Origin of the sequence: Pseudomonas putida S13.1.2 (assembly GCF_000498395.2) — a bacterium.
GTDB lineage: Bacteria > Pseudomonadota > Gammaproteobacteria > Pseudomonadales > Pseudomonadaceae > Aquipseudomonas > Aquipseudomonas putida_Q.
Map to the genome: position 1 here is coordinate 5,450,564 of NZ_CP010979.1, position 19,671 is coordinate 5,470,234.

Here is a 19,671-nt window from a genome sequence, read left to right on the forward strand (position 1 = left end):
CCCCACATTTTCGGCAGGCCCTGCGCGCGCTGTTAACCAATGAAACTTATCGTCAAAGTCTTCCCAGAAATCACCATCAAGAGCCGGCCGGTGCGCAAGCGCTTCATCCGCCAGCTCGCCAAGAACATCCGCAACGTGCTCAAGGACCTCGATCCTGAGCTCGCGGTCGATGGTGTCTGGGACAATCTCGAAGTGGTTACCCGCATCGAGGACGAAAAGGTCCAGCGCGAGATCATCGAACGCCTCACCTGCACACCGGGTATCACCCACTTCCTGCAGGTTGAGGAATACCCGCTGGGTGACTTCGACGACATCGTTGCCAAGTGCAAGCAGCACTTCGGCCACCTGCTGGCCGGCAAGCATTTTGCCGTGCGCTGCAAGCGCGGCGGCCACCATGACTTCACCTCGATGGACGTCGACCGTTACGTCGGCAGCCAGCTGCGCCAACAGTGTGGCGCGGCCGGCATCGAGCTGAAAAAGCCTGAAGTGCTGGTACGCATCGAAATCCGCAACCAGCGCCTGTACGTCATCCACAACCAGCACCAGGGCATCGGCGGCTACCCGCTGGGCGCCCTGGAGCAGACCCTGGTGCTGATGTCCGGTGGCTTCGACTCCACCGTGGCGGCCTACCAGATGATGCGCCGTGGCCTGATGACCCACTTCTGCTTCTTCAACCTCGGCGGCCGTGCCCACGAGCTGGGCGTGATGGAAGTCGCCCACTACCTGTGGAAAAAGTACGGCAGCAGCCAGCGCGTGCTGTTCATCAGCGTGCCGTTCGAAGAAGTGGTCGGCGAGATCCTCAACAAGGTCGACAACAGCTACATGGGCGTGACCCTCAAGCGCATGATGCTGCGCGGTGCCGCGCACATGGCTGACCGCCTGGACATCGAAGCCCTGGTAACTGGCGAGGCCATTTCCCAGGTGTCCAGCCAGACCCTGCCGAACCTGTCGATCATCGACTCGGCCACCGACAAACTGGTGCTGCGCCCTTTGCTGGCCAGCCACAAGCAGGACATCATCGACCAGGCCAACGAAATCGGCACCGCCGACTTCGCCAAGCACATGCCGGAATACTGCGGCGTGATTTCGGTAAACCCGACCACTCACGCCAAGCGCCACCGCATGGAGCATGAAGAAAAGCAGTTCGACATGGCCGTGCTGGAGCGCGCCCTGGAGCGCGCCAAGCTGATCTCCATCGACCATGTGATCGACGAGCTGGGCAAGGATGTCGAAATCGAGGAAGTGGCCGAGGCACTCTCGGGCCAGATCGTCATCGACATTCGTCACCCCGATGCCCAGGAAGACGAACCCCTGGTGCTGGAAGGTATCGAAGTCCAGGCCATGCCGTTCTATGCCATCAACAGCAAGTTCAAGCATCTGGACCCGACGCGCCAGTACTTGCTGTATTGCGACAAGGGTGTGATGAGCCGTTTGCACGCACACCATCTGCTCAGTGAGGGACATGCCAATGTGCGTGTTTATCGTCCGACATAAGACGCCGGGGCTGTATGGCGGCAGTATCCGCCATCGCCCTCCCGACCGCCGGGCCCGCTGAGCCTTAAACAGTACATATTGGCCGCCTACACTGGGCGGCAACCGAATCCTCTGATCGAGATACACTTGTGATCGAAAATCTGCGTAACATCGCCATCATCGCCCACGTTGACCATGGTAAAACCACCCTGGTCGACAAACTCCTGCGTCAGTCCGGCACTCTGGAGCGTAACGAGCTCAACGACGAGCGCGTCATGGACTCCAACGACCAGGAAAAAGAGCGCGGTATTACCATTCTGGCGAAAAACACCGCCATCAACTGGAACGGCTACCACATCAACATCGTCGACACCCCCGGCCACGCCGACTTCGGTGGCGAGGTTGAGCGTGTAATGTCGATGGTTGACTCCGTGCTGCTGCTGGTCGACGCTCAAGACGGCCCTATGCCGCAAACCCGCTTCGTGACCAAGAAGGCCTTCGAAGCCGGCCTGAAGCCAATCGTCGTGATCAACAAGGTTGACCGCCCGGGCGCGCGTCCTGACTGGGTTCTGGACCAGATCTTCGACCTGTTCGACAACCTCGGCGCTACCGACGAGCAGCTGGACTTCAAAGTGGTCTACGCCTCGGCCCTGAACGGCATTGCCGGTCTGGACCACACCGAAATGGGCGAAGACATGACTGCCCTGTACCAGGCTGTCATCGACCACGTTCCAGCGCCAGCTGTTGACCGTGACGGCCCGTTCCAGATGCAGATCTCTGCACTGGACTACAACAGCTTCCTGGGTGTTATCGGCGTTGGCCGTATTGCCCGTGGTCGCATCAAGCCGAACACCCCGGTTGTTGCCATCGACGCTGACGGCAAGAAGCGTAACGGCCGTATCCTCAAGCTGATGGGCCACCACGGCCTGCACCGCGTCGACGTCGAAGAAGCCCAGGCTGGCGACATCGTCTGCATCAGCGGTTTCGACGAGCTGTTCATCTCCGACACCCTGTGCGACCCGACTGCCGTTGAGGCGATGAAGCCGCTGACCGTTGACGAGCCTACCGTTTCGATGACCTTCCAGGTCAACGACTCGCCGTTCTGCGGCAAGGAAGGCAAGTTCGTCACCAGCCGTAACATCAAGGACCGTCTGGACAAAGAGCTGCTGTACAACGTAGCCCTGCGCGTTGAAGAAACCGATTCCCCAGACAAGTTCAAGGTCTCGGGCCGTGGCGAGCTGCACCTGTCGGTACTGATCGAAACCATGCGTCGCGAAGGCTTCGAGCTGGCCCTGGGCCGCCCGGAAGTAATCATTCGCGAAGTAGACGGCGTCAAGCAAGAGCCGTTCGAAAACGTCACCATCGACATCCCTGAAGAATCCCAGGGCAAGGTGATGGAAGAAATGGGTCTGCGTAAAGGCGACCTGACCAACATGGTCCCGGATGGCAAGGGCCGTGTACGCCTGGAATACAACATCCCGGCCCGTGGTCTGATCGGTTTCCGTAACCAGTTCCTGACCCTGACCAACGGTGCAGGCATCCTGACCTCGATCTTCGACCGCTACGACGCGGTGAAGTCCGGTCACATGTCCGGCCGTCAGAACGGCGTACTGGTTTCGGTCGAAACCGGCAAGGCGCTGACCTACTCGCTGGAAACCCTGCAGGCGCGTGGCAAGCTGTTTGTCGAGCACGGTCAGGAGATCTACAACGGTCAGATCATCGGCCAGAACAGCCGCGACAACGACCTGGGCGTCAACCCTACCAAGGGCAAGAAGCTCGACAACATGCGTGCTTCGGGTAAAGACGAAGTCATCGCCCTGGTTCCGCCTGTTCGCTTCACCCTGGAACAGGCTCTGGAATACATCCAGGAAGACGAGCTGTGCGAAGTAACGCCGAAGTCCATCCGTCTTCGCAAGAAGATCCTGGACGAAAGCGAGCGTACCCGCGCTGCCAAGAAAGCCAAAAACAGCTGAGTTAGCTTTGGCTGAATGAAAACGCCCCCGGTCGAAAGGCCGGGGGCGTTTTTTTATGCCTTCAGGATTTGCGTTGGCCCCTTCGCGGGCTTGCCCGCTCCCACAGGATCTTCACCACATTCAGAACCTGTGCAGCACCTGTGGGAGCGGGCAAGCCCGCGAAGAGGCCCTTGAAGGCTGACGGTCAGCGCCCGACCACCTTGGGCTTATAGGCGCAATACCCCGGCCGCGGCCCGACCTTGGGGTGGTTGCGGCAGGTATCCGGGCGCTTGTCATAAATGGTGCATAGCCGGCTTTTACGATCCAGGTACATGCAGTCATCATTGCTCATCCGGGTCAGGGTGAAGATCCCCGACTTCTGGTTGAAGCGCTCGATGATGCCGTCCTTCTGCAGGCGTTTGGCCACGTTTTTCGGTGGTTCGTCTTTCTCGAACTCGTCCACCACGCCGATACGGATCAGATCCTTGATCTTCACCTCCACCGGCAGGGTGCAGCAGGTCGAATGGCAGCCATGGCACATGTTGCTGGTATAGCGCTGCCAGGTCTCCAGGCGGTCGACTTCGGCCGCGGCGATCAGGGTCGTTTTCATCTTTATAGGGTGGATCACGGTCTTGGGGCGCGCGATCATACCGGAATTGTTCAATTTATGAACAACCTTTTGCCGGATTGGCAAAGTGGGCATGAAAACTGCGAACACTAACTGTCACTCCCTGTCGAAGGGGCTAGTCTCATCAATCTCCCTCCGCTTTCGTCAACTTGCCAGAGGATGCCGCATGTCCCAGGAACCCGAAGCACGTGACGCCGAGGTGGCCGAATTTCGTGCCGCTGTACTGAACAAACTGACCTACGCCGTTGGCAAGGACCCGGAGCATGCGTTCGACCACGACTGGTTCGAAGCCATCGCCCTGGCCGCGCGCGATCACATGGTCGACCACTGGATGGACCATACCCGCCTGGCCTACCGCCGTAGCCAGAAGCGGGTCTATTACCTCTCCCTCGAGTTCCTCATCGGGCGCTTGCTGTACGACAGCCTGAGCAACCTTGGCCTGCTGGACATCGCCCGTGATGCGCTGGAAGGGCTGGATGTGGACCTGGAGCGTATCCGTCTGCTCGAGCCCGACGCCGCGCTGGGTAACGGTGGTCTCGGTCGCCTGGCGGCGTGCTTCATGGAAAGCATGTCCACCCTCGGTATTGCCGCCCATGGTTACGGCATCCGCTACGAGCATGGGTTGTTCCGTCAGGCTGTGGTCGATGGTTGGCAGCAGGAACAGACCGAAAACTGGCTGGACTTCGGTAACCCCTGGGAGTTCGAGCGTGCCGAGGTGATCTACCCGATCAGCTTCGGCGGCAGTGTCGAAACCGTGAACGACGCCAGTGGTGCCCAGCGCCAGGTATGGTCGCCAGGCGAAACGGTGCGGGCGGTGGCGTACGACACGCCCGTGGTGGGCTGGCGTGGGTCCAGCGTCAATACCTTGCGGCTGTGGCGTGCGCGGGCGCTGGAAGAGCTGCACCTGGAGCGCTTCAATGCCGGTGATCACCTGGGGGCGGTGGCCGAAGTGGCGCGGGCCGAGAGTATTTCCCGCGTGCTGTACCCGGCCGACAGCACTGAGGCCGGGCAGGAACTGCGCCTGCGCCAGGAGTACTTCTTTGTGTCGGCTTCGCTGCAGGACTTGCTGCGCCGCCACCTGAACATGCACAAGGACTTGCTCAACCTGCCCGACGCCGCGGCCATCCAGCTCAACGACACGCACCCTTCGATTGCCGTGGCAGAGCTGATGCGGCTGCTGGTGGACCAGCATGAAGTACCGTGGGACAAGGCCTGGGAGCTGACCGTTGGCACGCTCGCCTACACCAACCACACCCTGCTGCCCGAGGCCCTGGAAACCTGGCCGGTAGCCCTGATGGAACGCATGCTGCCGCGGCACATGCAGATCATCTACCTGATCAATGCCTACCATATCGACGCATTGCGGGCCAAAGGGCTGCACGATTTCGACGTGCTGCGCGCCGTATCGCTGATCGAGGAAGACAACGGCCGCCGGGTGCGCATGGGTAACCTGGCGTTCCTCGGCTCGCACAGCGTCAACGGGGTGTCGGCGCTGCACAGCAAGCTGATGAAAAGCACGGTGTTCTCCGAGCTGCACAAGCTCTACCCGCAACGGATCAACAACAAGACCAACGGCATTACCTTCCGCCGCTGGCTGTACCAGTCAAACCCACAGCTGACCGAGATGCTGGTCGAAGCGCTCGGGCCGGGGCTCAAGGACGACCCTGAAGGGCTTCTGGCTGGCCTCGTGCCATTTGCCGACAAGGCGAGTTTCCGCAAGCAGTTCGCCGCTCAGCGCCTGCACAGCAAGCGCGCCCTGGCCAGCATCATCCAGGACCGCATTGGGGTCACGGTGAACCCCGAAGCGATGTTCGATGTGCAGGTCAAGCGGATCCACGAGTACAAGCGCCAGTTGCTCAACCTGCTGCACACCGTGGCGCTGTACCAGGCCATACGCAACGACCCTGGCACCAATTGGGTGCCGCGGGTGAAGATCTTCGCCGGCAAGGCTGCGGCCAGTTACCACCAGGCCAAGCTGATCATCAAGCTGGCCAACGACATCGCCCGGGTGGTGAACAACGACCCGACCGTGCGCGGCCTGCTGAAGGTGGTGTTCCTGCCCAACTACAACGTCAGCCTGGCCGAAAGCATCATCCCGGCGGCCGACCTTTCCGAGCAGATTTCCACGGCAGGTTATGAAGCCTCCGGTACCAGCAACATGAAGTTCGGCCTGAACGGCGCGCTGACCATCGGCACCCTGGACGGTGCCAACGTGGAAATGTGCGAGCAGGTGGGCACCGACAACATGTTCATCTTTGGCCTCACTGCGCAGCAGGTCGAGGCGCGCAAGCGTGCCGGTGACTTTGGTGCCAACGCCGCCATAGCCGCTTCCAACCGCTTGAGCGACGTGTTGCAGGCCATTCGCAGCGGTGTGTTCTCGCCAGACGACCCCTCACGCTACACCGGTTTGATCGACGGGCTGGTGGCCTATGACCGCTTCCTGGTGTGTGCCGACTTCGATGCCTACTGGGATGCCCAGCGGCGGGTCGAGGAACTGTGGCACACACCGCAGGAGTGGTGGCGCATGGCGGTGTTGAACACGGCGCGGATGGGCTGGTTCTCGTCGGACCGCACCATTCGCGAATATGCCACCGAGATCTGGAAGGCATTGGATTGAGCATTTGGGGCCGCGTTGCGGCCCATTCGCGGGGCAAGCCCGCTCCCACAGGATCTGCGTTGCCTTGAAGCCAGCACAAAACCTGTGGGAGCGGGCTTGCCCCGCGAATGGACTGCAAAGCAGTCCCACTCGACAGCCGGCCTGGCGAAGGCTGAACTAGCGACCTATTGTGCCGTCTGAGAGCCGTGGCGAGTCTCATTGCTCGCTAGCCTGCCACTCTCCCTGTAAACTGCGGGGGTTTTTACTCCCACAATCCTTTCGGAGCCATACATGTCCCGCGTTACCCTGAGTCGCTATCTGATTGAGCAGACCCGCAGCAACAATACCCCTGCCGATCTGCGCTTCCTGATCGAAGTGGTGGCGCGTGCGTGCAAGGAAATCAGCCATCACGTGTCCAAAGGCGCCCTCGGCGGCGTGCTGGGCAGCATGGGCACTGAAAACGTGCAGGGCGAAGTCCAGAAGAAACTGGACGTGATTTCCAACGATATCCTGCTCGAAGCCAACGAGTGGGGCGGCCACCTGGCCGGCATGGCTTCCGAAGAAATGGACAACGCCTACCAGATCCCGGGCAAATACCCGAAAGGCGCGTACCTGCTGGTCTTCGACCCACTGGACGGTTCGTCGAACATCGACGTCAACGTCTCGGTCGGCACCATCTTCTCGGTGCTGCGTTGCCCTAACCAGTACCTGAGCCAGAACGAAAGCCTCAACGAAGAAGCCTTCCTGCAGCCAGGCACCGAGCAGGTCGCCGCCGGTTACGCCATCTACGGCCCGCAGACCATGCTGATCCTGACCCTGGGCAACGGCGTCAAGGGCTTCACCCTGGACCGCGAACTGGGCAGCTTCGTGCTGACCCACGAAAACATCCAGGTGCCGGCGACCACCGCCGAATTCGCCATCAACATGTCCAACCAGCGTCACTGGGAAGCCCCGGTACAACGCTACGTGGGCGAACTGCTGGCCGGCGAAACCGGCCCGCTGAAAAAGAACTACAACATGCGCTGGATCGCCTCGATGGTGGCCGACGTGCACCGCATCCTGACCCGTGGCGGCCTGTTCATGTACCCACGTGACGCCCGCGAGCCAAGCAAGCCGGGCAAGCTGCGCCTGATGTACGAAGCCAACCCGATGTCGTTCATCATCGAACAGGCAGGCGGCGCCTCTACCAACGGTTACGATCGCATCCTCGACATCAAGCCAGAAAGCCTGCACCAGCGCGTGTCGGTGATCCTTGGCTCGAAGGAAGAGGTAGAGCGCGTCACCGCCTACCACAAGGAGTAAGTCATGCTCGCACCTTGGCAGCCGTTGCTGGAATGGTGGTTCGGTTGGGGCACCAGTGCCCAGGCCGTGGCTGACGAGAAGAGCACGCTGTGGTTCGGCAAGCATCACGATGCCGATGCCCATGCGCTGTTTGGCGACCTGGTCGAGCACGCCCTGGCGGGCGGGCTCGAAGAGTGGCAGCAAAGCCCGCAGGGCTGGCTGGGCCTGCTGATTCTGCTGGACCAGTTGCCGCGCATGATCTACCGCGACACGCCGCGCGCCTTCGAGGGCGACCGGCGTGCCCAGGTGGTGGCCATGCAGGGCCTGCAGAAGGGCTGGGACTACCAGCTGCTGCCGATCCAGCGTGTGTTCGTGCTGCTGGTGCTGGAGCATGCCGAGGTGCTGGACTGGCAGAACCTGTGTGTCGAGCGTTATCAGTTGTTGCTGGACGAGCAGCCCGAAGCCAGCCGGCGGCTGTTCGAAGGCTTCCTGGACTATGCCGAGCAGCACCAGCGGGTGATTGCCCGGTTTGGGCGTTTCCCGCACCGCAACCTGGTGCTGGAGCGGCCGAGCACCAGCGAAGAAATGGACTTTTTGCTGGAGCCTGGGTCCAGATTCTGATGCCCACGGGGCCTGCTGCGCAGGCCATCGCGACGCAAGGCCGCCCCTGAAAGGGGGCGGCCTTTTTATTGGCGCGCGGTTAATGCTTTGTGATTAATCGCACAGTAGTGGCCATCCGACCAATGGTGTAGGGGCAAAGTGGGTAGGGCAGGGAACCTGGGAGGGATTTTCCCGTCGAAGGTCACTGCAGGCCACTCGCCTGTTTCCCCTCTCCAGGAGTGTCCTTCATGTCGTTGCGTTCCCTCGCCCTGTTGTCGTTGTGCGTCGTCCTGACTGCGTGCAGCAAGATCAACCAGGAAAACTATTCCAAGATCAAGGCCGGTATGAACAAGGCCGAGGTCGAGCAGCTGCTCGGCACGCCGACCGAGTGTTCTGGCGCGCTGGGCATGAGCAGCTGCACCTGGGGGGACGAGAAGAGCTTCATCAGCGTGCAGTACGCGGCTGACAAGGTGCTGATGTATTCAGGGCAGGGCCTCAAATGAGGCGGCTGTACCTGCTGATGGGGGTATGCCTGGCGTTGCTGCTGGGCGGTTGTGCAGGCTCCGTGCACGACCCGCTGGCGCCGAAGACCGCTGGCAACGTCGACCTCAAGCGCTACCAGGGCAAATGGTTCGAGCTGGCGCGCCTGCCCATGCGCTACCAGACCGGCTGCGAGCAGTCCGAGGCGCACTACAACCTCAAGCCTGATGGCACGTATGGTGTGCTCAACCGCTGCCGCACCATGGGTGATGAGTGGCTGCGTGCCGAGGGGCACGCAAGCATCCAGGAGCCGGGGCACACCGACAAGCTGTGGGTAGAGTTCGATAACTGGTTCACCAAGCTGGTGCCTGGCGTGGCGCGGGGCGAATACTGGATCCTGTACGTGGACGATCGCTACCGCACGGCAGTGGTCGGCAGCCCGGACCGCAAGTACCTGTGGATATTGTCGCGTACGCCGACGCTGCCGGCCTGGGAGCGCGAGCACCTGCTGGCCAAGGCACGCCAGCAGGGGTATGACACCAGCCGGCTGATCTGGCGGGCGTCGGATCAGCAAATCGTAAAAATGCACTGATTTTTGGGGCCGCTTTGCGGCCCTTTCGCGACACAAGGCCGCTCCTACAGGAATACGCGTTCCCCTGTAGGAGCGGCCTTGTGACGCGATAGGGCTGCAAAGCAGCCCCAATACGCTCAGCCCAAGAGCTGCCGCAGCACCCCGGCAAACGCCTGCGCGCTTTCCTCTTCCTGGGCATGCCGCCCCTGGCGCACTACCCATTGCCCATTCACCATCACATCCCGCACCTGGCGATCCCCGCCAGCAAACAGCCAGCGGTTTAGAATGGCATCGCCATCCGCCAGGGCGATGTAGGGGTCCTGCCCATCCAGCACCAGCCAGTCGGCGCGCTTGCCCACGGCCAGTTCCCCGACCGCTTGCTCCAGTGCCTGTGCACCGCCCGCCAGCGCGGCGTCGTACAGCGTGCGCCCGACCATCGGCTGGTCGCCGCGGTACAAGCGGTTGCGTCGCTGGTCACGCAGCCGCTGACCATATTCCAGCCAGCGCAGTTCTTCTACCACGCTTAGCGACACATGGCTGTCCGAGCCAATGCCCATGCGCCCACCCTGGGCCAGGAAGTCCACCGCCGGGAAAATCCCGTCGCCCAGGTTGGCCTCGGTGGTCAGGCACAACCCCGCCACCGCGCCACTGCGGGCCATGGCGGTGACTTCATCCGGCTCGGCATGGGTGGCATGCACCAGGCACCAGCGGCGGTCCACATCCACATGCTCGTACAACCACTGCAGCGGGCGCAGGCCGCTCCAGGCCAGGCAGTCGTCCACTTCCTTCTGCTGCTCGGCGATATGGATATGCACCGGGCAGTGCTTGTCGCTGGCCGCCAGCACTTCGGCGATCTGCCCCGGCGTCACCGCACGCAGCGAGTGGAAGCACAGGCCCAGATGCTGGGCGGGTTGTGGGGCCAGTAGCGGGGCCAGTTGCGCCTGCAGTTGCAGGTATTGTTCGGTGGTGTTGATGAAGCGCCGCTGGCCGTCGTTCGGCGCCTGCCCGCCGAACCCGGCATGGCTGTAAAGCACCGGCAGCAAGGTCAGGCCAATGCCACTGTCGGCTGCGGCCGCGCTGATGCGGCGGGACAGCTCGGCCGGGTCGGCGTAGGCCTTGCCTGCCTGGTCGTGATGCACGTAATGGAATTCGGCCACCGAGGTGTAGCCAGCCTTGAGCATTTCGATGTACAGCTGACGGGCGATGACCTGCAACTGCTCCGGGGTGATCTGCCCGACCAGGCGGTACATCAGGTCGCGCCAGGTCCAGAAGCTGTCGTTGGGGTTGCCGGCGACTTCCGCCAACCCCGCCATGGCGCGCTGGAAGGCATGCGAGTGCAGGTTGGGCATGCCGGGCAGCAATGGGCCGGCCAGGCGCTCGGCGCCTTCGGCCGAAGCGCCCGGCTCGATGCGGGTCACATGGCCATCGCTGGCGACCTCGATACGGACATGGCTGGCCCAGCCCGTAGGCAACAGAGCGCGTTCGGCGAAGTAGGCGGACATCGGTCAAATCCTGTTATTGTTAACTTGTATATACATATACAGGCGTTTGCCTGCCGGGTAAACTGCGGCAAGCTACCGCTCATTCCCTATGCACAAGGATCCAACGCCGTGCCGACACCTCCTGTCTCCGCGCTGGTTGCCCAGATGGGCGAGGGCCCGGCGCCGCTGTATGCCCGGGTCAAACAGATGATCATCCAGCAGATCGACAACGGCAGCTGGCCGCCGCATCACCGGGTCCCCTCGGAGAGTGAACTGGTCAACGAGCTAGGCTTCAGCCGCATGACCATCAACCGTGCCCTGCGCGAACTCACGGCCGACGGCCTGCTGGTGCGCATGCAAGGGGTCGGCACTTTCGTAGCCGAGCCCAAGGGCCGTTCGGCGTTGTTCGAAGTCAACAACATTGCCGATGAAATTGCCGCACGCGGCCATCAGCATAGCTGCCAGGTGATCACGCTCACCGAGGAAGCAGCCGGTTCCGAGCGGGCCCTGGCCCTGGACATGCGCGAAGGCCAGCGGGTGTTCCACTCGCTGATCGTGCATTTCGAGAACGGCGTGCCGGTGCAGATCGAGGACCGCTACGTCAACGCCGCGATCGCACCCGACTACCTCAAGCAGGATTTCACCCGGCAGACGCCATATGCCTACCTGTCCCAGGTAGCGCCGCTGACCGAGGGTGAGCACGTGGTCGAAGCCATCCTGGCCGAGCCGGAAGAATGCCGCCTGCTGCAGATCGAGCGGGGCGAACCTTGCCTGCTGATTCGCCGTCGCACCTGGTCCGGTCGTCAGCCGGTAACCGCTGCACGGCTGATCCACCCCGGTTCCCGTCATCGCCTGGAAGGACGTTTCAGCAAATGAGCCAGTTGCAGTTGTTGCGCGCGCAGGATTACCCGCGCATGCCGTGGAAGAACGGTGGCGGGTTCACCGAAGAGATCACCCGCGACAGCGGCGAGGGCCTGGACGGCTTTGGCTGGCGCCTGTCGATTGCCGATATCGAAGAGTCGGGCGGCTTTTCCACCTTCGCCGGCTACCAGCGGATCATCACCGTGCTGCAGGGCGACGGCATGCGCCTGTTGGTCGATGGCCAGCCCAGCCGGCCGTTGCTGCCGTTCGATGCCTTTGCCTTCGGCGGCGAGAGCCAGGTCAGCTGCAAGCTGCTGGGAGGGGCGATCCGCGATTTCAACCTGATCTATGCACCGCAGCGGTACCGGGCGAGGTTGCAGTGGTTTGATGGCACAAGCCGGTTGTACAGCTCGGCGTCGACAGTGCTGTTGTTTGCTGCCAGCAGCCACGTGGAAGTGACCATGGCGGGGCGTGAGGTGGAGCGGTTGGGGTTGTATGACTGCTTGCGGCTGGAGGGCAACGATGAGTTGCTTGGGTTGGAGGTATTGGGGCGATTCTGCCTGATCGAACTCATTACACGTTGAGATAGCCGGGGCTGCTGCGCAGCCCTTTCGCGACGCAAGGCCGCTCCTACAAAGACTGCGTTTGCCCAGGCTGGCGCGGTCACCTGTAGGAGCGGCCTTGCGTCGCGAAAGGGCCGCAAAGCGGCCCCAGCTTTTCCAGCCTGCTAGCAAATCAGTCCGAATATTTTGGTTGTCCATGCTTGTACATACAAGTAAAGGTGTGTTTGTATATTGACCACGACATACCCGCCCGCGGACGACCGCAGAGGACCTTTCCCGTGACCGACAACAACAAATACCGTGACGTTGAAATCCGTGCCCCACGTGGCAACAAGCTGACCGCCAAAAGCTGGCTGACCGAAGCGCCACTGCGCATGCTGATGAACAACCTCGACCCACAGGTTGCGGAAAACCCGAAAGAACTGGTGGTGTACGGCGGTATCGGCCGCGCCGCCCGTAACTGGGAATGCTACGACAAGATCGTCGAAACCCTGACCCGCCTGGAAGACGACGAAACCCTGCTGGTGCAGTCGGGCAAACCGGTCGGCGTGTTCAAGACCCACAGCAACGCCCCGCGCGTGCTGATTGCCAACTCCAACCTGGTGCCACACTGGGCCAACTGGGAACACTTCAACGAACTGGACGCCAAAGGCCTGGCCATGTACGGCCAGATGACCGCCGGCAGCTGGATCTACATTGGCAGCCAGGGCATCGTCCAGGGCACTTATGAAACCTTCGTCGAAGCCGGTCGCCAGCACTACGGCGGCAGCCTGAAAGGCAAGTGGGTACTCACCGCAGGCCTCGGCGGCATGGGCGGCGCCCAGCCATTGGCTGCTACCCTGGCTGGCGCCTGCTCGCTGAACATCGAATGCCAGCAGAGCCGCATCGACTTCCGTCTGGAAACCCGCTACGTCGACGAACAGGCCACCGACCTCGACGACGCCCTGGTGCGCATCGCCAAGTACACCGCCGAAGGCAAGGCCATCTCCATCGCCCTGCACGGCAACGCTGCCGAAATCCTGCCAGAGCTGGTCAAGCGTGGCGTGCGCCCGGACATGGTCACCGACCAGACCAGCGCCCACGACCCGCTCAACGGCTACCTGCCTGCCGGCTGGACCTGGGAACAGTACCGCGACCGCGCGCAGACCGAACCGGCTGCAGTGGTCAAGGCCGCCAAGCAGTCGATGGCCGTGCACGTGCAGGCCATGCTGGACTTCCAGAAGCAGGGCGTGCCGACCTTCGACTATGGCAACAACATCCGCCAGATGGCCAAGGAAGAGGGCGTGGCCAATGCCTTCGATTTCCCGGGCTTCGTCCCTGCCTATATCCGTCCGCTGTTCTGCCGCGGCGTTGGCCCGTTCCGCTGGGCGGCGCTGTCTGGCGAGGCTGAGGACATCTACAAGACCGACGCCAAGGTAAAGGAACTGATCCCCGACGACGCCCACCTGCACCGCTGGCTGGACATGGCCCGCGAGCGCATCAGCTTCCAGGGCCTGCCGGCGCGTATCTGCTGGGTTGGCCTGGGCCTGCGCGCCAAGCTGGGCCTGGCCTTCAACGAAATGGTCCGCAGCGGCGAGCTGTCGGCACCGGTCGTGATCGGCCGTGACCACCTGGACTCGGGTTCGGTCTCCAGCCCCAACCGCGAAACCGAAGCCATGCGTGACGGCTCGGACGCTGTTTCCGACTGGCCGCTGCTCAACGCCCTGCTGAACACCGCAGGCGGCGCCACCTGGGTGTCGCTGCACCACGGCGGTGGCGTGGGCATGGGCTTCTCGCAGCACTCGGGCATGGTCATCGTCTGCGACGGTACCGATGAAGCCGCCGAGCGCATCGCCCGTGTACTGACCAACGACCCAGGGACTGGCGTCATGCGCCACGCCGATGCCGGTTATGACATCGCCATCGACTGCGCCAAGGAGCAGGGCCTGGACCTGCCGATGATCACTGGCTGATCGCCACGCTTTGGATCGCACCCTGCAAGGGTGATACTGAACAACAAGAAGGAGCGCGCAGGCACCCACGAACGGGCCTGCGGCTCCACGCGATTTGGAGTAGTAACGTGACCGAACTCACCCTCAAGCCCGGCACCCTGACCCTGGCCCAGCTGCGCGCGATCTACGCCGCCCCCGTGCGCCTGCAACTGGATGCCAGCGCCGCGCCGGCCATCGATGCCAGCGTCGCCTGTGTCGAGCAGATCATTGCCGAAGACCGCACCGCCTACGGCATCAACACCGGTTTCGGCCTGCTGGCCTCGACCCGCATCGCCAGCCACGACCTGGAAAACCTGCAGCGCTCGCTGGTGCTGTCCCACGCCGCCGGTATCGGCGCGCCGCTGGATGACGACCTGGTGCGGTTGATCATGGTGCTGAAAATCAACAGCCTCAGCCGTGGCTTCTCCGGCATTCGCCGCAAAGTCATCGACGCGCTGATCGCCCTGGTCAACGCCGAAGTCTACCCGCACATCCCGCTGAAAGGCTCGGTGGGTGCTTCCGGTGACCTGGCGCCGCTGGCGCACATGTCGCTGGTGCTGCTGGGCGAAGGCAAAGCCCGCTACAAGGGCCAGTGGCTGTCGGCCACCGAAGCCCTGGCGGTTGCCGGCCTCGAACCGCTGACCCTGGCTGCCAAAGAGGGCCTGGCCCTGCTCAACGGCACCCAGGCGTCCACCGCCTACGCCCTGCGTGGCCTGTTCTACGCCGAAGACTTGTACGCTGCGGCCATCGCCTGCGGCGGCCTGAGCGTCGAAGCCGTACTGGGCTCGCGTTCGCCGTTCGATGCGCGCATTCACGAAGCGCGTGGCCAGCGCGGCCAGATCGACACCGCCGCCTGCTTCCGCGACCTGCTGGGCGAAGCCAGCGAAGTGTCGCTGTCGCACAAGAACTGCGACAAGGTCCAGGACCCTTACTCGCTGCGCTGCCAGCCGCAGGTCATGGGCGCGTGCCTGACCCAGCTGCGCCAGGCTGCCGAGGTGCTGGGTATCGAAGCCAACGCCGTCTCCGACAACCCACTGGTGTTCGCCGCCGAAGGTGACGTGATTTCCGGCGGCAACTTCCACGCCGAACCGGTGGCCATGGCCGCCGACAACCTGGCCCTGGCCATCGCCGAAATCGGTTCGCTCAGCGAGCGCCGCATCTCGCTGATGATGGACAAGCACATGTCCCAGCTGCCGCCGTTCCTGGTGGAAAACGGTGGGGTCAACTCCGGCTTCATGATCGCCCAGGTCACCGCTGCCGCCCTGGCCAGCGAGAACAAGGCCCTGTCGCACCCGCACAGTGTCGACAGCCTGCCGACCTCGGCCAACCAGGAAGACCACGTGTCGATGGCCCCGGCTGCCGGCAAGCGCCTGTGGGAAATGGCCGAAAACACCCGTGGCGTGCTGGCCATCGAATGGCTGGGCGCCTGCCAGGGCCTGGACCTGCGCAAAGGCCTGAAGACTTCGCCCAAGCTGGAGAAAGCACGCCAGGCGCTGCGCAGCGAAGTGGCGCACTACGACCGTGACCGTTTCTTTGCGCCGGACATCGAAAAGGCTGTGGAACTGTTGGCCAAGGGTAGTTTGACCGGTTTGCTGCCGGCAGGTGTGCTGCCAAGCCTGTAATGCCCCTAGGGCCGCGTTGCGGCCCATCGCGAGCAAGCTCGCTCCTACAAAGGCAACGCGTTCCCTTGTAGGAGCGAGCTTGCTCGCGATTGGGTTGCATGGCGCCCCCCCTGATCTCACGACCACAAAAACAATTTAAGGACGTGACATGCAACAAGCTCAAGGTCTCAAGCGCGGGCTAAGTGCCCGCCACATCCGTTTCATGGCCCTCGGTTCCGCCATCGGTACCGGGCTGTTCTACGGCTCCGCCTCGGCCATCCAGATGGCCGGCCCGGCCGTGCTGCTGGCCTACCTGATTGGCGGCGCCGCCGTGTTCATGGTCATGCGCGCCCTCGGCGAAATGGCCGTACACAACCCGGTGGCCGGCTCCTTCGGCCACTACGCCAGCACCTACCTCGGCCCCATGGCCGGCTTTATCCTCGGCTGGACCTACGCCTTCGAGATGGTCATCGTCGCCATCGCCGACGTTACGGCCTTCGGTATCTACATGGGCTTCTGGTTCCCGGAAGTGGCCCGCTGGATCTGGGTGCTGGGCATCGTCTTCATCATCGGCGGCCTCAACCTGTGCAACGTCAAGGTCTTTGGCGAGATGGAATTCTGGCTGTCGCTGCTCAAGGTCGGCGCCATCGTCGCGATGATCCTGGCCGGCCTTGGCATCATGGCTTTCGGCTTCAGCCAGGTGGGTACCGGGCATGCCGTAGGGCTGAGCAACCTGTTCGACCATGGTGGCTTCATGCCCAATGGCGTGGGCGGCCTGATCGCCTCCTTTGCCGTGGTGATGTTCGCCTTCGGCGGCATCGAGATCATTGGTGTCACCGCCGGTGAGGCCAAGGACCCGCAGCGGGTCATCCCCAAGGCAATCAATGCCGTGCCCCTGCGCATCCTGCTGTTCTATGTGCTCACCCTGTTCGTGCTGATGTGCCTGTACCCGTGGCCGCAGATCGGCAGCGAAGGCAGCCCGTTCGTGCAGATCTTCAGCAACCTGGGGATTGGCTCTGCCGCCGCAGTGCTGAACGTGGTGGTGATTTCTGCCGCGATCTCTGCCATCAACAGTGACATCTTTGGTGCTGGCCGCATGATGTATGGCCTGGCCCAGCAAGGCCATGCGCCACGCAGTTTCGGCAAGCTGTCGAAACACGGTGTGCCATGGATGACCGTGGTGGTGATGGGCGCCGCGCTGCTGATCGGCGTGCTGCTCAACTACCTGATCCCGGAGAACGTATTCCTGCTGATCGCTTCGATCGCCACCTTCGCCACCGTGTGGGTGTGGTTGATGATCCTGCTCACCCAGGTGGCCATGCGCCGCAGCATGAGCCGTGAAGAGGTGGCCCAGCTCAAGTTCCCGGTACCGTTCTGGCCATACGGCCCGGCCATGGCCATTGCGTTCATGGTGTTCATCTTTGGCGTGCTCGGCTACTTCCCGGATACCCAGGCGGCATTGATCGTCGGCGTGGTCTGGGTGGTGTTCCTGGTGGCGTCCTACCTGCTGTGGTGCAAGCCACGCGCAGGGCAGGGCCAGCCCGTAGCAGAGCCGGTCGAACTGCACCGCTAGCAAAGGAGATTGTGCATGAGAACCCTCTGGCAGCATTGCCATGTGGCCACCATGGCCGAGGGCCGTTACTCGGCCATCGAAGACGCGGCCATCGTCACCCGCGCCGGGCTGATCGAATGGATCGGCCCACGCGCCGAACTGGCGCCGGTCGACGCTGACCGTACGGTGGACCTGGGCGGCGCCTGGGTCACCCCGGGGCTGATCGACTGCCACACCCACGCGGTGTTCGGTGGCAACCGCAGCGGCGAGTTCGAGCAGCGCCTGCAAGGCGTCAGCTATGCCGAAATCGCCGCCCAGGGCGGCGGTATCGCCAGCACCGTGCGGGCCACCCGCGCGGCCAGCGAGGACGAGTTGTTCGCCAGTGCCCGCCAGCGGGTGCAGGCGCTGATGCGCGATGGTGTAACCACCCTCGAGATCAAGTCCGGTTACGGCCTGGACCTGGCCAACGAGCGCAAGATGCTGCGCGTGGCCCGGCGCCTGGCCGACGAGCTGCCGCTGGCGGTGCGCGCCACCTGCCTGGCCGCGCACGCCTTGCCGCCGGAGTACGTCGGCCGGGCCGACGACTACATCGCGCACATCTGTGACGAGATGCTGCCGGCCCTGGCCGCCGAAGGCCTGGTGGATGCGGTAGATGCCTTCTGTGAACACCTGGCGTTCTCCCCGGCCCAGGTCGAGCGGCTGTTCATCAAGGCCCGCGAGCTGGGCCTGCCGGTCAAGCTGCACGCCGAACAGCTGTCGTCGCTGCATGGCTCCAGCCTGGCGGCACGCTACCAGGCGCTGTCGGCCGACCACCTGGAGTTCATGACCGAGGAAGACGCCATCGCCATGGCCGCAGCCGGCACGGTCGCCGTGCTGCTGCCGGGCGCCTTCTACTTCCTGCGCGAAACCCAGTTGCCGCCCATGGACGCATTGCGCCGCCACGGGGTGAAGATTGCCCTGGCCAGCGACCTCAACCCCGGCACTTCGCCCGGGCTGTCGCTGCGGCTGATGCTGAACATGGGCTGCACCTGTTTCCGCATGACCCCGGAAGAAGCCTTGGCCGGCGTCACCGTACATGCCGCCACGGCGTTGGGCCTGGGTGACAGCCACGGCTCGCTGGAAGTGGGCAAGGTAGCCGACTTCGTCGCCTGGCAAATCGAACGCCCCGCCGACCTGGCCTACTGGCTGGGTGGCGACCTGCCCAAGCGCGTAGTGCGCAAAGGCCACGAAATATCCAACTGAGCGAGGCACGATGGACAAGGTTCTGAGTTTTCACCAAGGCCGCCTGCCGCTGCTGATCAGCATGCCGCACGCCGGCCTGCGCCTGAGCGACGCGGTGCGCGACGGCCTGGTCGACGAAGCGCGCAGCTTGCCGGACACCGACTGGCACATCCCGCAGTTGTACAACTTCGCCCGCGAAATGGGCGCTAGCGTGGTGGCGGCGGAGTACTCGCGCTTCGTCATCGACCTGAACCGCCCGGATGACGACAAGCCGCTGTACGCGGGCGCCACCACGGGCTTGTACCCGGCCACGCTGTTCGAAGGCGAACCCCTGTTCAAGGATGGGCTGGCGCCGTCTGGCGAAGAACGCAAACGCTACCTGGAGCAGATCTGGCGCCCGTATCACGGCACCCTTCGCCGCGAGCTGGACCGGTTGCGCGAGCAGTTTGGTTACGCACTGCTGTGGGATGCCCACTCGATCCGTTCGCACATCCCGCACCTGTTCGATGGCAAGTTGCCCGACTTCAACCTGGGTACCTTCAATGGCGCCAGCTGCGATCCGCTGCTGGCCGAGCGTTTGCAGGGCGTGTGTGCCGAAGCCCGGGACTACAGCCATGTGCTAAATGGCCGCTTCAAAGGCGGGCACATTACCCGGCATTACGGCGACCCGGCCAACCACATCCATGCCGTGCAACTGGAGCTGGCGCAGTGCACCTACATGAATGAAACCGAGCCATTTGCCTACCGCGAAGACCTGGCGCAACCAACGCAGCGGGTATTGACGCAGCTTTTGCAGGCACTGCTGGATTGGGGCAAGGAGCGGTACGGACGTTGACGTTCA

General features: G+C 63.1%; 16 protein-coding genes. 14 read left to right on the top strand and 2 right to left on the bottom strand.

The genetic code is table 11. The features are described from left to right. Positions 1-39: 39 nt before the first annotated feature. Positions 40-1,494 (top strand): tRNA uracil 4-sulfurtransferase ThiI, encoded by a 1,455-nt coding sequence (thiI, locus tag N805_RS24090; RefSeq protein WP_019470636.1) that lies wholly within the window; start codon positions 40-42, stop codon positions 1,492-1,494. 128 nt (positions 1,495-1,622) lie between these two features. After that, positions 1,623-3,446 (top strand): translational GTPase TypA, encoded by a 1,824-nt coding sequence (gene typA / locus N805_RS24095; RefSeq protein ID WP_016489590.1) that lies wholly within the window; start codon positions 1,623-1,625, stop codon positions 3,444-3,446. Between the two features lie 184 nt (positions 3,447-3,630). Here the strand turns inward: typA and N805_RS24100 are convergent, their stop codons facing one another. Next, positions 3,631-4,035, bottom strand: coding sequence for a YkgJ family cysteine cluster protein (locus tag N805_RS24100; protein WP_033692898.1), 405 nt, complete (start codon positions 4,033-4,035; stop codon positions 3,631-3,633). 184 nt (positions 4,036-4,219) lie between these two features. On the opposite strand from N805_RS24100, the gene N805_RS24105 reads away from it, so the two are divergent. From N805_RS24105 to N805_RS24125, 5 genes are all read left to right on the top strand, one after another. After that, complete coding sequence (locus tag N805_RS24105) at positions 4,220-6,670, top strand: glycogen/starch/alpha-glucan phosphorylase (protein WP_019473926.1); 2,451 nt, start codon at positions 4,220-4,222, stop codon at positions 6,668-6,670. A 270-nt stretch (positions 6,671-6,940) separates the two neighbouring features. Further along, positions 6,941-7,951 (top strand): class 1 fructose-bisphosphatase, encoded by a 1,011-nt coding sequence (locus N805_RS24110; protein ID WP_012274595.1) that lies wholly within the window; start codon positions 6,941-6,943, stop codon positions 7,949-7,951. A gap of 3 nt (positions 7,952-7,954) precedes the next feature. Continuing rightward, positions 7,955-8,551, top strand: a complete 597-nt coding sequence (locus tag N805_RS24115) for a DUF924 family protein (protein ID WP_019472569.1) — start codon at positions 7,955-7,957, stop codon at positions 8,549-8,551. 227 nt (positions 8,552-8,778) lie between these two features. Further along, the gene (bamE, locus tag N805_RS24120) at positions 8,779-9,033 is read left to right on the top strand and encodes an outer membrane protein assembly factor BamE domain-containing protein (protein WP_003249234.1); all 255 of its coding nucleotides are present in this window, start codon (positions 8,779-8,781) and stop codon (positions 9,031-9,033) included. Next, positions 9,030-9,602 (top strand): lipocalin family protein, encoded by a 573-nt coding sequence (locus N805_RS24125; protein WP_019472570.1) that lies wholly within the window; start codon positions 9,030-9,032, stop codon positions 9,600-9,602. The genes bamE and N805_RS24125 overlap by 4 nt, the downstream gene beginning before the upstream one ends. 116 nt (positions 9,603-9,718) lie before the next feature. Here N805_RS24125 and N805_RS24130 read toward each other — a convergent pair whose 3' ends face one another. Then, positions 9,719-11,083, bottom strand: a complete 1,365-nt coding sequence (locus N805_RS24130) for a formimidoylglutamate deiminase (protein ID WP_019472571.1) — start codon at positions 11,081-11,083, stop codon at positions 9,719-9,721. Positions 11,084-11,227: 144 nt separating this feature from the next. Here N805_RS24130 and hutC point away from each other — a divergent pair, with 144 nt between their 5' ends. The 7 genes from hutC to hutG all read left to right on the top strand — a co-directional run bounded on the left by hutC (position 11,228) and on the right by hutG (position 19,665). Next, positions 11,228-11,938, top strand: coding sequence for a histidine utilization repressor (gene hutC / locus N805_RS24135; protein WP_169725194.1), 711 nt, complete (start codon positions 11,228-11,230; stop codon positions 11,936-11,938). Then, a complete protein-coding gene (locus N805_RS24140; RefSeq protein ID WP_019472572.1) occupies positions 11,935-12,507 on the top strand; it encodes a HutD family protein in 573 nt (190 codons plus the stop codon). The genes hutC and N805_RS24140 overlap by 4 nt, the downstream gene beginning before the upstream one ends. A 257-nt stretch (positions 12,508-12,764) precedes the next feature. Then, positions 12,765-14,438, top strand: a complete 1,674-nt coding sequence (gene hutU, locus N805_RS24145; protein ID WP_016502006.1) for a urocanate hydratase — start codon at positions 12,765-12,767, stop codon at positions 14,436-14,438. Positions 14,439-14,545: 107 nt separating this feature from the next. Next, entirely contained in the window at positions 14,546-16,078 is a 1,533-nt protein-coding gene (gene hutH / locus N805_RS24150; protein WP_019472573.1) for a histidine ammonia-lyase, read from the top strand. A gap of 148 nt (positions 16,079-16,226) precedes the next feature. After that, on the top strand, positions 16,227-17,630 hold the full coding sequence (locus tag N805_RS24155) for an amino acid permease (RefSeq protein WP_019472574.1): 1,404 nt from the start codon (positions 16,227-16,229) through the stop codon (positions 17,628-17,630). A 15-nt stretch (positions 17,631-17,645) separates the two neighbouring features. Beyond that, positions 17,646-18,851, top strand: coding sequence for an imidazolonepropionase (gene hutI / locus N805_RS24160; RefSeq protein WP_019472575.1), 1,206 nt, complete (start codon positions 17,646-17,648; stop codon positions 18,849-18,851). A 10-nt stretch (positions 18,852-18,861) separates the two neighbouring features. Next, positions 18,862-19,665: an N-formylglutamate deformylase gene (hutG, locus tag N805_RS24165; protein WP_019472576.1), complete on the top strand. Its 804-nt coding sequence runs from the start codon at positions 18,862-18,864 to the stop codon at positions 19,663-19,665. The last annotated feature ends 6 nt before the right edge of the window (positions 19,666-19,671 follow it).